This is a genomic window from Candidatus Peregrinibacteria bacterium (assembly GCA_016699755.1).
Lineage (GTDB): Bacteria > Patescibacteriota > Gracilibacteria > CAIRYL01.
The window spans coordinates 1,335,285-1,350,660 of the sequence record CP065009.1 but is presented as its reverse complement, the minus strand read 5'-3'; the positions used below and the strand labels follow the sequence as shown (position 1 = coordinate 1,350,660).

General features: G+C 40.0%; 9 protein-coding genes. 5 read left to right on the top strand and 4 right to left on the bottom strand.

Going from position 1 to position 15,376, the window contains the following annotated elements; all coding sequences use genetic code 11:
- Nucleotides 1-80 precede the first annotated feature (80 nt).
- Together IPN35_06000 and IPN35_05995 are read right to left on the bottom strand one after the other, a co-directional pair.
- Nucleotides 81-2,846, bottom strand: coding sequence for a ribonucleoside-diphosphate reductase subunit alpha (locus IPN35_06000; protein ID QQS59105.1), 2,766 nt, complete (start codon nucleotides 2,844-2,846; stop codon nucleotides 81-83).
- A gap of 237 nt (nucleotides 2,847-3,083) precedes the next feature.
- Complete coding sequence (locus IPN35_05995) at nucleotides 3,084-3,440, bottom strand: hypothetical protein (protein ID QQS59104.1); 357 nt, start codon at nucleotides 3,438-3,440, stop codon at nucleotides 3,084-3,086.
- A 234-nt stretch (nucleotides 3,441-3,674) separates the two neighbouring features.
- Here IPN35_05995 and IPN35_05990 point away from each other — a divergent pair, with 234 nt between their 5' ends.
- Complete coding sequence (locus tag IPN35_05990; protein ID QQS59103.1) at nucleotides 3,675-4,751, top strand: A/G-specific adenine glycosylase; 1,077 nt, start codon at nucleotides 3,675-3,677, stop codon at nucleotides 4,749-4,751.
- 59 nt (nucleotides 4,752-4,810) lie between these two features.
- Nucleotides 4,811-6,025, top strand: coding sequence for a bifunctional phosphopantothenoylcysteine decarboxylase/phosphopantothenate--cysteine ligase CoaBC (gene coaBC / locus IPN35_05985; GenBank protein QQS59102.1), 1,215 nt, complete (start codon nucleotides 4,811-4,813; stop codon nucleotides 6,023-6,025).
- Here the strand turns inward: coaBC and IPN35_05980 are convergent.
- Nucleotides 6,009-7,811 carry a ribonuclease J gene (locus IPN35_05980; protein QQS59101.1) on the bottom strand — a complete coding sequence of 601 codons (1,803 nt, stop codon included), beginning with the start codon at nucleotides 7,809-7,811 and terminating at the stop codon, nucleotides 6,009-6,011. The two genes, coaBC and IPN35_05980, sit on opposite strands and share 17 nt — an antisense overlap.
- Nucleotides 7,812-8,392: 581 nt before the next feature.
- On the opposite strand from IPN35_05980, the gene IPN35_05975 reads away from it, so the two are divergent.
- Nucleotides 8,393-9,544: a Fic family protein gene (locus IPN35_05975; protein ID QQS59100.1), complete on the top strand. Its 1,152-nt coding sequence runs from the start codon at nucleotides 8,393-8,395 to the stop codon at nucleotides 9,542-9,544.
- A 110-nt stretch (nucleotides 9,545-9,654) separates the two neighbouring features.
- Here the strand turns inward: IPN35_05975 and IPN35_05970 are convergent, their stop codons facing one another.
- Nucleotides 9,655-9,933 (bottom strand): hypothetical protein, encoded by a 279-nt coding sequence (locus tag IPN35_05970; protein ID QQS59099.1) that lies wholly within the window; start codon nucleotides 9,931-9,933, stop codon nucleotides 9,655-9,657.
- A 318-nt stretch (nucleotides 9,934-10,251) separates the two neighbouring features.
- Between IPN35_05970 and IPN35_05965 the strand changes: the two genes are divergently transcribed.
- Nucleotides 10,252-14,547: a phosphodiester glycosidase family protein gene (locus IPN35_05965; GenBank protein ID QQS59098.1), complete on the top strand. Its 4,296-nt coding sequence runs from the start codon at nucleotides 10,252-10,254 to the stop codon at nucleotides 14,545-14,547.
- Complete coding sequence (locus IPN35_05960) at nucleotides 14,528-15,373, top strand: DKNYY domain-containing protein (protein ID QQS59097.1); 846 nt, start codon at nucleotides 14,528-14,530, stop codon at nucleotides 15,371-15,373. Before IPN35_05965 ends, IPN35_05960 begins: the two co-directional genes overlap by 20 nt.
- Nucleotides 15,374-15,376 lie beyond the last annotated feature (3 nt).

Below are 15,376 nucleotides of genomic sequence, written 5' to 3'. Positions count from 1 at the left end.
TTTCACCTTATCTCCAGAAAAAATCCTATAGGTCGTTAAAAAATGGAGCAGAGTTATACTCTGCTCCATTTTCGTAATTACTACTGACATGCCTCGCAATCGGGATCTAAAATGGAACAGGTTTTTTTTCCATCTATGGCACTTCCTGGCAAAGACCTCTCTTTTTCTTTCGAAAAAGAAGGTGATTTTGGTGGAGAAGATTTGGTAATGCTCGCCGGAATTTCTACGGTTTTTGTAATTTGACTTGCGGCAATGGTGCGGAGGTAATAGGTGGTTTTGAGACCCATTTTCCAGAGATCGATATAGGTTTGACTGAGCATTTTTCCGCTGGTTGTCTTGAGGAAAATATTGGTGGAGCACGCTTGATCAATCCATTTTTGGCGACGCGCGGCGGATTCGGTAACAAATCGTGGTTCTATTTCAAAAGTCTCGAGATATTTCTTCTTCAGTTTTGCGGGAATACCTTCTATTTTTGCGAGAGATCCGTCATTTCCTTTGAGCTGGATGAGCATATCATCATCCCACAGTTGCTCTGAAACAAGATCATCAATCATGTATTTGTTGATCACAAGAAAGTTTCCTGAAAGGTTTTCCTTCATGTAGATGTTCTTAAAAATCGGCTCAACGCACGGAACGCTTCCAGCAATGTTTGAAATAGTTGCCGTGGGCGCAATCGCCATGCAGTTGCTGTTTCGCATGCCATGTCTTTGAATATGTTCTCGAACCTTTTTCCAGTCTCGTTTTCCGCCCTTGGGAATGGTGAGTGCAATACCACGCTCTTCTTCCAAAAGGCTGAGAGAATCAACAGGAAGAATGCCACGATCCCACTTTGATCCCTTGTATGAAGAGTAGCTTCCGCGTTCTGCCGCTAGTTCTGAACTCGCAAGAATAGTGTAGTACGAAATAATTTCCATCGATTCATCTGCAAAGACAATCTGCTCTTCACTCGCAAAATCAATTCCGAGTTGGTAGAGCGCATCATGATACCCCATCATGCCAAGTCCTACTGGACGATGTCGAAAGTTGGCATTTTCTGCTTCTTTTGTTGGGTAAAAATTAATATCAATCACATTGTCGAGCATGCGCATGGCAACGCGAACCGTTTCGCGGATACGGTCTTCGTCGAGCTTTCCGCTTTTTACCATGTTTGCCAAATTCAGACTTCCAAGGTTGCAGACAGCTGTTTCATCTGTACTGTCGTTGAGCGTAATTTCTGTGCAGAGATTACTATTGTGCACAACACCAACGTGATCTTGCGGAGAGCGAATATTGCAGGGGTCTTTAAAAGTGATCCAAGGATGACCGGTTTCATAAAGCATGGTAAGCGCTTTTCGCCAAATATCCGCCGCTTTAACTTTTCGTGCGCTTGGAATACCGCTTTTTTCGTATTCCTCATATTTTTTCTCAAACACCTTTCCATAAAGATGGTGTAGTTCTGGCACCTCGTCTGGAGAAAAAAGCGTCCACTCCTTGTTCTCCATGACGCGTTTCATGAAGAGATCGGGAATCCAGAGTACCGGATGAATATCGTGCGCTCGTCGACGCTCGTCTCCTGTGTTTTTGCGAAGTTCCATGAACTCTTCAATATCGCCGTGCCATATTTCCAAATACGCTGCCATAGCTCCTTTTCGTTTTCCTCCTTGGTTGACTGCGAGGCAGACATCATTAAAAATTTTGAGAAATGGAATCACCCCTTGGCTTGCACCGTTGGTTCCGCGGATCATGGCGCCGGTAGAGCGAATATTGCTCCAGTCTGTACCAATTCCTCCAGCAAATTTTGAAAGCTGAGCAACATCCGCGTACGACTTAAAAATTCCGGTGAGCGAATCGTCCACGGTGTTTAAATAACAACTACTCATTTGAGAGTGGGTTGTTCCCGAATTGAAAAGTGTTGGCGTGCTTGAAACAAACAGGAATTGAGAAAGAACATTGTAGAATTCGATAGCGCGTTCCTCCCGATTTTCTTCTTTAAGAGAAAGTCCCATAGCAACACGCATCCACATCCACTGAGGAAGTTCGAATATTTTTTGTGGACGCGTTGGAGTTTTTAAAAGGTATCGATCGGCAATGGTGCGAGCGCCAAGGTATTGAAAGAGTTGGTCTCTTTTAAAATCGATGGCGGAAGCAATTTTTTTGAGGTCAAATTTTTTGAGCTCAGGATTGAGGAGTTTGTACTCAATACCACGACTGATATAGTGCTCAAATTCTTCGGTCAAATTTTTTGATTCCAAGATGTTTTGCTGAAGCTGATCGCATAAAAGTCGTGCCGCAAGAAATGAATAGTCGTAGTGTTTTTCTGAGAGTGTTCGAGTGGCATTTAAAATCGCTACCGGAAGCTCAGAGGCCTTCATACCATCGTAGAGAAGCCTTGTTGCTTCCTCAAAAATACGGTCAGAAGAAATATTGTGGAGATCATCCGAAAGCTCATGGATGCGCTCTTCCCACTCCGAAGGATTGAAGAGGATTTCTGAGCCATCTTCTGCCAAAACAGTGAACGTGCGGTGTTCGACTTTTTTTCGAACCTCTTCTTGCTTTTGCTCTCGAATTTTTTTGTGCTCTGCGCGATAGAGAATATAGTTTTTTGCAATCTTTAGGTGCCCCGCTTTCATGAGTACAATTTCCACCATATCTTGAATCTGCTCTACGCTAAGCGGTTTTTCTGATTGCATGTAGTGTTCATCCAAAAGTCGAACAACCCTTTCGGTAAGTCGCTCGGGAAGATTGGAATCAAATTCCCCCGCCGCACCAGATGCTTTTGAAATAGCATTTTGAATTTTGAAAACATCAAAATCGGTAAGCGTTCCGTTTCTTTTTTGAATTTGATACGAAATGGGAGCAGGAGACATAAGAAAAAATGAAAAATAAAAAACACAATATATTGTGCTCATAAAAATAGCAAATAACAAGATATTGTGTTTTTAGGGAAACAACAAGATTATTTTTCTTTGGGAAAATGGCTTCTTGTCTTCTGATTCTTGAAAGACATACTATTTTCACTTTTGGAAGCGCAAAAAATATGGCGAAATAGCATTTTGAAAAGGATTCTCACTCAACGAGAAATAGCACAAGTAAGATGATTCTCTTTAGAGATTTCCCAACTCTATCTGTTCTTTAATGTCCTCTTGCAATTCTTGCATTTCTTCTTCCATTTTTACCTGATTTCTGTGCTCCTTAATCTTTATTATAGTGTAGGAAGAAGCCACAGCAACAATAAACGCTATACAAAAACCAATAATAAGACTCCATTTTTCTCCTTTTTTAAAAATAATCCATCCTGTCCAAGTCACCAAAAAAAGAGTGCATATAAGTATTGCTAGGTCAAATAACATTCCTTGTGGCGCAAGGAAAGGAAGAAAAGGAACTCCACTAAGAAAGAAGGCAACCCAAAAGCTACTATCTTTTAGCGGATTGTATTTTTCATGTTGTTTTTCAGTATTCATTCTTTTGCCAGAGAGGAATCAGTTTCTGAGAGAGCCGAAAGTCGAAAACTTCTATAATTTCTATTAATGGCAGATTTCATAAAAAACACCTGAATAAGACCTGAAATGCATCTTCCAGGGAGAGTTCTTTTTCTTTCATTTTTGTTTGTTTAAAAAAATATATAGTTACAATACAACAAAAATTTTAAATTGTTTACTGTAAAAAACAATGTTTCCGTGGTAGTTTTGTGCGACATGAAACAGCATTTTGAATATATTCTTTCGGCAATTCTTCCGTGGTATAAAAAGAATGCTCGTTTGCTTCCGTGGCGCGAAACACGAGATCCGTACTACATTTGGGTTTCTGAAATCATGCTTCAGCAGACGCAAGTTTCTCGGGTACTCGATTATTATCGACGTTTTTTAGAACGTTTTCCGACCCCTGAGTCTCTTGCAGAGGCAGAATGGGAAGATCTTCTTCCTGTGTGGCAGGGGCTTGGTTATTACTCTCGCGGAAAAAATCTTCTCAAAACAGCGCGAATTCTTGTACGACAATATGACGGAGTTTTCCCCAAAACTTCCTCCGAATTACAAAAGTTTCCGGGCATTGGTTCATACACTTCTGCCGCTATTATGAGTTTTGCCTTTGGAAAGCCGGAACCAGCGCTCGACACCAATCTTCTCCGCATATTTCAACGGTTTTTTGGATGTACGGAAAAAGGGGTCGTTTCGCGTGCGAAAGCACTTTACGAACGAGCAGGAAAAAATGCACCACTCCTTAATCACGCTTTTATGGATTTGGGTTCAGAAATTTGCGGAAGTCGTCGAGCAGAATGCAAAGCATGCCCCTTGCAGAAAAAATGTCATTTTTATACTTCTGGAAAAAAGGAAGAATGGGAAAACACTCAAATTTCTCTTTCTGCTGGGAAAAAGATTTCCGTAAAAAAAACAGCGATAGAAGTGGCGGCTGCGTGTATCCGTCGTGATGGAAAATATCTTATTGCGAGGCGCCCCTTAGAAAAAGGGGGGAATTGGGAATTTCCGGGAGGAAAGCGAGAAAAAGGAGAAGATTGGCGTCATGCAGTAAAGCGGGAGATTTTGGAAGAGCTTGGCATTAATATCTCCGTGCGTCCTCATTTTTTTGAAGAAACGTGGGAGGAAAAAGAGTTCTTTTGGCGACTTCGCTTTTTCCGATGTCAAATTCTCTCGGGAGAACCATTTCCACATGAGCACGATGAGCTTTTGTGGATTTCTCCAGAAGAATTTTCGAAATACAATTTTCCATCTGCCAACGCAAAAGGCATTGCGAGGCTTCGCGAGATGCGGGCATAGAATCTTTGTAGAGATCTTTTTTGTCTCTTTTTTAAAAAGGAGGCAATCTATGATCACACATGAAAATCTGTCTTCTTGTCATCACTGGGTCGGTTGCCGCGCTCAAAGCTCCAGAGCTTATTCGTGCTCTGCAGAAAGAAGGCTTTGACGTTCATTGTGTTGTGACAAAATCGGGAAGAGCGTTTATTACTCCTGCGGCGCTCTGCGCTGTTTCACAAAATCCTGTGCTCGATAACGAATGGTTTTCTGCCGAGAATCCTCCTGGAATTTTGGCAAGCCCCGATTATCAGCATCTTTTTTGGGCGGAACATGCGGACATTATTCTTGTTGCTCCGGCAAGTGCAGATAGCATTGCTCGTTTAGCGCACGGAAGAGCAAATGGTCTTTTTGAGGCCGCTGTACTCGCCACAAAAAAACCGGTTCTCATTGCACCCGCCATGAATACCGCCATGCTCACGGCAACAGCAACACAAAAAAATATGAAAATCCTTGAGAGTCGAAATGTTGAAGTGCTTCCTACCGAATCGGGAACTCTTGCCTGTGGCACTGTAGGGGAAGGGCGACTTCTTCCAGCAGAAGAAATTTCCCTTTTCGCAAAGCGTTTTGTTTCACAGTCAACACTTTTCGGGAAAAAAGTACTCATCACACTTGGAAGAACAGAGGAGCCACTCGATCCCGTTCGAGTGCTCACAAATAAAAGTTCGGGGAAAATGGGGTTGGCATTGGCAAGAGAAGCGTTTTTCCGCGGAGCAGAAGTAACACTTATTTCTGGAAAAACAGATGTTGCTATTCCAAACATTTTCACAGAGGTGCTTCGAGTGGAAACGGCAGAGGAAATGTTCCGAGAAACGCAGAAAAAAATAGCAGAACAAAGCATTGCGATATTTTGTGCGGCGGTAGCGGATTTTTCTTCTGCTGAGAAACAATTGGAAAAAATTCCCTCTCAAAAATGCCAGAAAAAAACGATTTCGCTCAGTCTTGTTCAAACAACAGATATTGCGGCGGAATGCGGAAAAATAAAATTACAGCACCAACGATTTTTCGGTTTTGCGCTCGAAACGTCTGCCAATGCAAAAGTAGTGGCTCGGGAAAAATGCGAACGAAAACATCTCGATGGAATTTTTCTCAATTCCCATAGAACACTAGGAGAGGATTCTTCAGAAGTTTTCTTTCTTCCAAAAGAGACCTCCTCAGAGATCTCTTTTTCTGGAACAAAACAGAAGATAGCAACAAAAATGTGGGATGAGATGGGGAAAATTATACCTCCACAATAACGGGAATAATCATCGGTTCGCGTTGAATCCGCTTGTAGATGAGAGTGCTTAGGCTCCTCTGAACTGCCTTCTTGAGATCATTTCGCTTTACTTCGGCATCTTCTCGTAATGCGATTTCATACGATTTTTTTGCTTGCTGTTGGGCCTCACTTAAAATCTCCTTGCTTTCGCGCATGTAAATAAATCCGCGGGAAAGAATATCAGGATCGCCCACGAGTCGTTTACTTTTTGCCATTACCTTGAGCACCACAACGAGTGTTCCTCCATTTGCCATAATTTTGCGCTCCTCCATCACTTTTGTTCCTACGTCTCCCATGCCGAGTCCATCGATAAGAATAAGCTCTGCAGGGATTTTGCTCTTTGATTTGCGAACACTTCCGTTTTCGTATTCCAAAATATCTCCGTTTTCGAGAAGAGGAATCTGTTCGGGTGGGTATCCGAGATCAATCGCAATATCGCGATGTGCTTCTCGCATAAACATTTCTCCGTGAATAGGAACAATCACTTTAGGGCGCATAAGCGAATGCATAAGCTTGATGTCGCCAGAATGTCCATGTCCGGAGACGTGAATATCCATGGTGTTATTTGTAATAACTCGCGCACCAAGACGAATAAGGTTGTTAATGCTCGAATACACTCCTCGTTCGTTTCCCGGAATAGGCGAACTGCTAAAAACAATAGTATCTCCCCTTTGAACGGTAATTTGTGGATGTGTTCCATGTCCAATACGCGTCAGTGCACTTCGTGGCTCTCCTTGAGAACCAGTTGTGAGAATGAGTACTTGATTTGCAGGAAGCTCATCCGCTGCCGGACCAAGGCGCCGAATGGATCCTTTTGGAACCTTAAAAAATCCGAGTTGAGCGGCAATTTCTAGGGTATTTTGCATGCTCCGTCCCGATATAAAAACCTTGCGATTGTATTTGTTTGCAAAATGCACAACCTGCTGAATACGGGAAACGAGTGAAGAAAAACTTGCAAGAATAATTCTTCCTTGAGCATTTCGAACAACTTCGTGCAGATTCTCGGCGATAACTTTTTCCGAAATACAAAACCCCGCTTTTGGGGCATTGGTGCTCTCGCAAAAAAGAACGTCCACACCCGCTTTTCCAATTTCTGCCATGCGTCCCACTTCTGCCGGATTTCCATCTGCCGGAGTAAAATCGAACTTAAAATCTCCTGTGTGAACAAAAGTCCCAGCTGGAGTTTTTCCATAGACACCCATACAGTCGGGAATGGAATGGTTTACTGGAAAGAACTCAAGAGCAAAACATCCGAGTTGGAACGTGTCTTTGTATGGATCAACCACATGGATTGTTGTTTGATTGTTGACCCCATGCTCCTCAAGTCGTTTTCGAACGAGCCCCTCAGTGAGTTTTGTCATAATCAGTGGCGGAAAACCAACCTTTGGGAGAACGTGTTGTAAAGCTCCTATATGGTCGAGATGTCCGTGGGTAATAACAAAACCGCGAATACGCTTTTTATTGCGCTCGAGAAATGTAGTATCGGGAATGACAAAATCCACCCCGAGCATTTCATCATCGGGGAATGCCATACCGACATCGACAACAATAATGTCTCCGTTACATTCCAACGCAAGACAGTTTTTTCCGACTTCGTTCAGTCCTCCCAAAATATAGGCGCGGAGCACCCCTTTTTTTTCATTCGGTTGAATTTCCCGATTTTCTTGGGAAACATTTGGATGCCCACCTTGTTTTTCTAAAGGAGGTTTTTTGCCACGAAATGATTGTGGCGGTTTTGGTTTTTTTTGAAAAAAACGATTCATCACGGTAATAAGTGAAAAAGCAAAATGTTCATGTATATTCCTTCGATTTTTTAGTTCTGAAGGTGCCGAATCTCAAATGAATTCCAGCACATGGAACGAAAACTTAAGAGAAAAACTTTCGATCAACCTCATTGTAACAGAAGACGAAAAAAAAAACAAAAACTTTGGAAGCAAACCTATTTTATTGGCTTTAAAAAAACAAATTATTGTTTTTGTCTTTGGAAAAAACCACGAGATTATAGTGCAAACACTTCTAAAAGTATCGATAGGCGTAATTCTGTTTGATCAACAAAAGAACGAAGAAAAAACTCCGTTTGTAAAAATTTGGTGGACTTTGTGAAAAATAACTGGAATCAGATTGGGGCAGAATTACTTCTGCTAGAAGAAGCAGTGAATATCTGCAAAGACATATTGTAAAAATTGGACTACAACAAAAATGATTATATTTCTTTATAATAAACTTTTAATCTAAAAAATAGATTATATAAATTTATAGTATATTTTTAGAAATAAAAATAGATTAAAAAATTGCATAATCTATTTTTTATCCTTAAAATAAAGTTAATATTCAAGAAAAATAGACCATGACAGCTTACCTCAGTACTACATTTCCGGGCGAAACGCGAAAAAAAGAATCATATCAATTTTTTCTTCCTGCTGATATTTTTTTAACGCAACACTTAACATTCGACCTTGCGATTCAAAAACAACTGGAGCAAGCAACACTTGTACTTGGTCAATTTTCTGCAAAAATCACAAGCATTCCCAATATCGAGCTTTTTATCAGTTCTTACATCAACAAAGAGGCTGTTCAGTCAAGCAGGATCGAAGGCACAAAAACTGAAATCGATGGAGCTTTTGAAGAGGATGAAACAGAGATCGATCCTGAAAAAAGGGATGATTGGAAAGAGCTCCACCAATATATCGCAGCCCTTAAGAATGCTCTTTCTGAACGCCAAAAATTGCCGATTTGTGAGCGGCTTATTCGGAATGCCCATAGCGTGCTCCTTGATCAAAATCGTGGAAAAAACAAATCACCAGGTCAGTACAGAAAAAGTCAGAATTGGATTGGCGGAAGCCGTCCAGATAACGCACACTTTGTGCCCCCTTCGCCTGAATTAGTCGGTGAAGCAATGAAAAATCTTGAGGCATTTATACAAGATGAAAAAATCCCTATTCCCGACCTCATAAAAATCGCGCTTATTCATTTTCAATTTGAAACAATCCATCCCTTCCTCGATGGAAACGGTCGCATTGGACGGATGCTTATACCCCTATATCTTCTTGAAAAAAATATACTTCAGCAACCCATCCTATATATTTCCGACTTTTTTGAAAAAAACCGGAGAGCATACTATGACTCGCTTGACTATGCCAGAAGTAGTCAGGATGGAGTGATAAAATGGGTTTCTTTTTTTCTTGATGGAGTGGTACAAACGGCGAAACAGGGGATTATTACAACCGATAAGATTAACACATTGCAGAACAATATTTTTCACGAAAAAATTCCCACTCTTGGACGTAGAGCAAAAAATGCTACAAAACTTGCCCAGCTTCTTTTTCACAAGCCTTTTGTTGATTCAATTCGTGTTCGGAGACAATTAGAGATCAGCCCCCAGGCCGCGCAAAACCTATTGGCAAGTTTTGTGAAGCTCAATATTCTCAAAGAAGTAACCGGCTACAAACGAAACCGCCAGTTTATTTTTAAGGAATATTTGAATATCTTAAAAGCATAAAACACATTATATTTTGTTGGTATCACAAACTTTTCTACTTATTATAGTTTCATCTTTAGTTTTCGGAGAATACTCACAGACTACCCAAATATCATTCTTAGAATTGGTATTTAGGAGTCAACTTCATTTGTAATACTTGTGTCACCAAGTGCTCTACGAAGTTTTCGCCCCATGGCTTCTACAATTTGAGTTTCTAATGTTGAATTTCTTTCCCAACCTTGCCGGTTTTCAAAGTCTATAGGTCTTAATTTTTTCTCAAGATAAGCCTTAAATTCTGGAGATTCTCGATCAGGTTCTGTGCCAAATTCCTCAAACCATAGTTCTTCCACCCCCCCCTCGTACATTGGTCTCAGATTGGTGTCTGTCTTGGGTTTTACATTTTCAATCATGATTTGTAGAAATATTTGCTAAATATTATATATGTTAATTTATATTTGTCAAGTTGGTGGACTTTGTAAAAAATAACTGGAATCAGATTGGGGAGGAAATGAAGCTTTTAGAAGAAGTGGAGAATATTTGCATAGGGTTGGACTAATAAGCAACCTCCGTTCGGTCGAGTCTTTTGGACTCGACCACAAAAACACCTCCTCACAACCGACCAGAACGAGTGAGAGAGATTTTTTGAATATCATTCTCATTTCTTATTCTTTTGACAAGTAAAGAAATTATCTTTCATACTCCAAAAGTTGTTCTTTTTTTATATATGCATGAAAAGATGCCTTGCTTTTTTACTGTCACTTTTTTTGGTAATCAGTGCAATTTCTCAGACATCTGTTGCTCTTGCTGAACAACTTTTTCAGAGTGATCCCTTTCAGGGTGATCCCTTTCAGAGTGACCCCTTTCAGGGGAGTCCATTGAATCCGGTTTTTGATCCCTTTCCGGTTGAAGAAAACCCAACAACGACAGAGAGTTATACAGTTCTTATGCGTGAATATCGTTTGCTTTCAGAAAATAAAGCACTCGATGGATCGAGTTTGACCGAAGAAGAGTTACAAGAGAAACAGGCGGATCTCAAGATTCGGCTTGAAGATTTTTTAGCATTTGAACAGGAAAATCTGGCAACAGCTTCTGTTTCTGAGGAGCGGAAACAAAACTACTTCTCACACATTACGGATATGATTGATGCCCTTTCTCTCGGGAAAACAGAAATCATCTATTCTCCTTCTGGTGCGTCAGAGGTGAGTTCGCTTTCAGCTCTTTTCGATTCGTTTTTGGTTGATGCTCCTCTTCTCAATACTCCCTCTTCTTTCGATTTTTCTCAGGAGGAGATTCAGGTGGAGTCTCTTGAATTGGGGAATGTGAATACCCTCATTCAGGCATCAGGAAATATAGTATCACTTTCACAAGAACTTCCGGTTTTGGCAGATGTTCAGGAGGATGGCAATGAAATTATCATAAACGAAGAGATATCTGCACTTGCTGAAGAACTCGGGAAGAATCCGGTACGTATTACCAACTTTGTAAAAGAGAATATCGTTTATGAACCATATTATGGGGCGAAAAAAGGCGCTCTTGGGTGTCTTCGAGAGCGAGTTTGTAACGATACCGATGCCGCATCTCTTGCGATTGCCCTCTTGCGAGCTTCTGGTATCCCTGCGAGATACAGAAAATCACCGGTGCTTATGAGTATTGATCAGCTCAAAAAACTTCTGGCGGTAGAAGAGGCTCGTACGGTATATGCCACGCTCTATTGGAACCTGATTCCCGTTTTTGTGCTGGATGCTTCTGCTCAGGGAATACATCTGGATACATACGATTTCTCGGGTGAAACACATTTTGTCGTGGAATGGGTTCATCCAGAAATGTATTTTGAATATGACCAATTAGCAGGGAACAGAAGCAATGATCTCGATTTTTCATCCGCGACCAATACTGCTGAGGTAGAAACTATTCTTCGCGAGTCTTCCCAATTTTCCAAAAAACAATGGATTGGCATAGAACCGGTTTTGCAGGAATATATTCGGGATCCGAAAGAGATTGTTCATGATACTGCCAGTTTTGACACACAGACCTTTTGGACTGATTTTTTATCGTACCAAGGTGATCTGTCGCCACTCGAAAAATATATTGACGATCTCAAAACCCAAACCGGAAAAGACATCACGGAAGAGCAATATCAATCGACACTCTCAACTGTGGGAAGAGTGCAAGATATTCTGCCACCAACCCTTCCGTATTTTCCGGTAAGCACATCGACCATTGCCACGGAACAGTGGTCTGTTTTACCGAACAGCAAAAGACATCGGGTAGATATTTCGCTTCGAAAACAATCGGATAATACCGAACTCCTTTCGACCACGTTTTATGGGAATGAAATCAATAATGTGCCGGTGGATTTGGGGTATGAAGGAGCCACTGAAGCTGATAAAGACACTATCGCTTCCTACGAAGGAATCTATGCGACTCCGGCTCATCTTGTTGCTATTGTTCCCAAGCTTCACAGTGAGGGAATACAAGAAGTTGGGACAACGCCGATATCCATTGGAGATCGCCTTATTCTCAAGTACGAATATTCACTTGATTCGCAAAATCTGTACGAGGCGGAAAAATTTTCTATTGCCGGGAATAGTGAAGGAATTTTTATAACGCTCTCAAAAGTTGCACCTGATCCAACACTTGACGATGAATCCGACCCCGATCGAAACAGCAGAATTCTTCTGGAGGGCAATGCGGCTCTCGCTCGTGAATATTTGAGAAGAGCACAAGAAAGCGGAGATCTTTTGAAAAAAACCTTCGATTTTAATTTTCAGCTTGGTTTTGCGCAGGCAACGGTGACACAAAACCGAATTCTCGCACCCTCAAACGGAGTTCCCACGGCATTTGATTTTAAAGGGCTCACCATAGATGCCGCCATCGTGTTTGGAGGCATGTATTCTCATAGGGGGAATTATAAAAATCATTTTACGGATATGACTCTTTTGCTTGGTGAGCAGTTTTCTTACGATGAAGCACAATTTTTTGAGGATATTGCTGGGCTAGAGGCAATTTCTACCGTACAAGGTCTTCAGTATGCGTATGCGAATCCTCAAGACTATGCGGTCTATACCATTACTTCTTCGAATGCATCTGTTATTGATTCTCTCAGTCTTTCTCAAAACACAAAGCAAAATATGCATGCGGATGTACAGGCAGGAAGAACCATTATCACTCCTAACAAACCCATAACGAAAGATGGATTTACCGGGGTGTTATATATTTCTCTCAGTCCAGATGGCACTGGAAATTATTCCATTGGGGAGCAGGTGAGTAATGGGGGGTGGACGGTGAGCTTTTTGAAGAATGGGGAAAAGGTGGGAAGTTATTTTTATGAAGACTTATATAACGGTGAGTATGTTTTTGTCTATGGAGATTCTATTTCGGAAAAAGATGAAGGGATGAAGTGTTTTTTAACGAAATCAGAATTTGACAATTTCTCAGTAGAAAATCCCGATTATGGGTATGAATACGGACTTCCTTGCATCCCAAAAACAACAAAAATGTTTGGAGATGTGGATCATACTTATGCCCTCGCAACGCATGGAGCGTGGTTTAAAAGCAATGCAAAAGGGTATGAGTATTGGAAGGAAAGGCGTGAAATACGAGATATGATTGATGTTTATATTACCGATAATTCAGGCACACTTACTCCAGAATTAATAAAGATCGGTAATAATTTCAGTATGTATGATAATTTTAGATTTTCACCAAAGTTAGGCACCTACATAGAAGGTGCTTGTGAAGATCAACAATCGACATACTGCCCAAATAACGATGAAAGTGTTTTGTATTATAGTCCAAACACAAGTGGAGGAAATATCTTTCGGGTAAAAGGAAAAGTTTTAACAAAATTAGAAGAGGATGACCAAAAAGCGATACAAGAATTGGGTATACCTACTGATCACGAACAATATGCAACTGATAGTGGTTTTGGGTCAGGAGGTACTTATCAGAATTTTATGGAAGGGCAAGTCTATATGATGACCACGAAAGAAAATGAGATATTAAGTGAAAATAAACAGAAGGCGTACTATGTGCCTTCTGAAATTGATAATTACTACAACAATAATGGAGGCTCAGGAGGTAAATTTGGCTTTCCTGAAAGTGATCCGTATTCTTATGAATCAGGATTGGCACAAAATTTTGAAGGCACAAGAATAGATAACACGGCAGGTCATGCTCTCCACAGTCCGGTGTTGTATAAAACTGATGGTAATCATCATTTCTTAATTATTGATCTTAATTCAAGTTTGGAAAGAAGAGCGTGTTTTAAGCATTACATCAATTTAGAGGATGGAGTACGAATAGGTGATACAGATTCCAATGGAAACATAAAGAAAAATTTCATTTTAAGTACTTTTAAAAGCATATTGACAAGTGCCGTCTCCAGTGTTGTAGACAATAGAAAGCTAAATGGATTTGAGCCAACTGCTGTGATAAATGGAGATTATTATGAGGATAACCAAGATGATTCAAATTTTGGATTAAGAGATGTCAATTTTAGTTTGGGTCATGATTATTCTGGGGATAGGAGATGGACTTCAGTAGCAATTTCAAGTGAAAACGATGTTATTTTTACTACGGATGATCCTGAGAATATAGCTAATCAATACAAGAGCAACATTATTGGAGGTGGACCGAAATTAATGACAAATGGAGTGCCAAGAACGAATGGTGAGGAAGGAGAAGAAACATGTGAAGAAATAATGGGGAAAGGATCAAAATGGATTCCTTTAATTGATAATCCATGTGATTTTCATGCCCAAAGAACTGTTCTCGGAATTACTGAAGAAAACTATATGGTACTTCTTGTAACAGGAGGTTGGTTTGGATATAAGGGGTTGGATTTTTACAAAATCGATGATGTTATGAACCAATATAAAAATGTATTCGGAAACCTCAAAGAAGTAAATATGTTTGACAGTGGTGGATCATCTAGTTTGATGTTTGAGGGGGAAATAAAACAAAAAAATAAGCCCCTTATGTCTCTGTTAATGGTCTACGAGGGTGAAGCCTGCACGCAATAATGTTTGTTTATTTGAAATGAGAAATTTTAAAATCAGTATGAAAGCTTGTGTGAATAAACTTGTAAAAGAAATATTTATATTTTTGTTTTTTTTCTTTTTCGCTTCAATAATCTTAGCTATTCCGTATGTTTTGTTTGTTGACAAGTTCGGAAAAATGGGGGGAGTTCCAGTATTTATCCAGATTCCGCTATTGCCTTTGGTCACAATTGAATCAATAATATATAAACATTATTGGATATTCCTTTTTATACCGTATATATTATTTATTACTATTAAATTTATTAGTCTTAAATTTGATAAAAGAATAAGTACAAAAAAATTTATGATTCTAATTAGCATTGTTTTTTTTGTGCTCTCTATGGCTCTGACTTCAAAAATTTTTGATTGTGACTTAAACAGGAACTATGCCCCCGGAAATAATAATGGATATTTTTATAAAGCAAAAAAAGATGTTTGTTATGCATGGTTGACTGCAGCATATTCTCCGCTTCCACACTCCACTTTGCGAATACCAGAAACAGATTTTAATACTTTTAAAGTACTGGAGCACGGTTATGCAATGGACGATAGTCATGTTTACTTTGATAATGGGGTTCTTGCCTGCCCTGAATGTATTCAGTATGATTTCGAAATTACAAAGATTGAAGGTGCCAACCCTAATACTTTTATGGTATTAAACAAAATATATGCAAAAGATAAAAACTCTGTTTATTGCAATGGAATAAAAATGAACATAAGTGATGTTGAATCTTTTGAAATAACTGGGGGTGATACTGCGAAAGACAAAAATTATGAATATAAAAATTGTGAAATAATATCAGAATAATCA

What these genes read in the sequence shown, in the direction of transcription:
- IPN35_05970 (QQS59099.1), bottom strand. Translation starts at nt 9,933, where the DNA reads ATGATTGAAAATGTAAAACCCAAGACAGACACCAATCTGAGACCAATG.
- IPN35_05990 (QQS59103.1), top strand. Translation starts at nt 3,675, where the DNA reads ATGAAACAGCATTTTGAATATATTCTTTCGGCAATTCTTCCGTGGTAT.
- IPN35_05975 (QQS59100.1), top strand. Translation starts at nt 8,393, where the DNA reads ATGACAGCTTACCTCAGTACTACATTTCCGGGCGAAACGCGAAAAAAA.
- IPN35_06000 (QQS59105.1), bottom strand. Translation starts at nt 2,846, where the DNA reads ATGTCTCCTGCTCCCATTTCGTATCAAATTCAAAAAAGAAACGGAACG.
- IPN35_05965 (QQS59098.1), top strand. Translation starts at nt 10,252, where the DNA reads ATGAAAAGATGCCTTGCTTTTTTACTGTCACTTTTTTTGGTAATCAGT.
- coaBC (QQS59102.1), top strand. Translation starts at nt 4,811, where the DNA reads ATGAAAATCTGTCTTCTTGTCATCACTGGGTCGGTTGCCGCGCTCAAA.
- IPN35_05995 (QQS59104.1), bottom strand. Translation starts at nt 3,440, where the DNA reads ATGAATACTGAAAAACAACATGAAAAATACAATCCGCTAAAAGATAGT.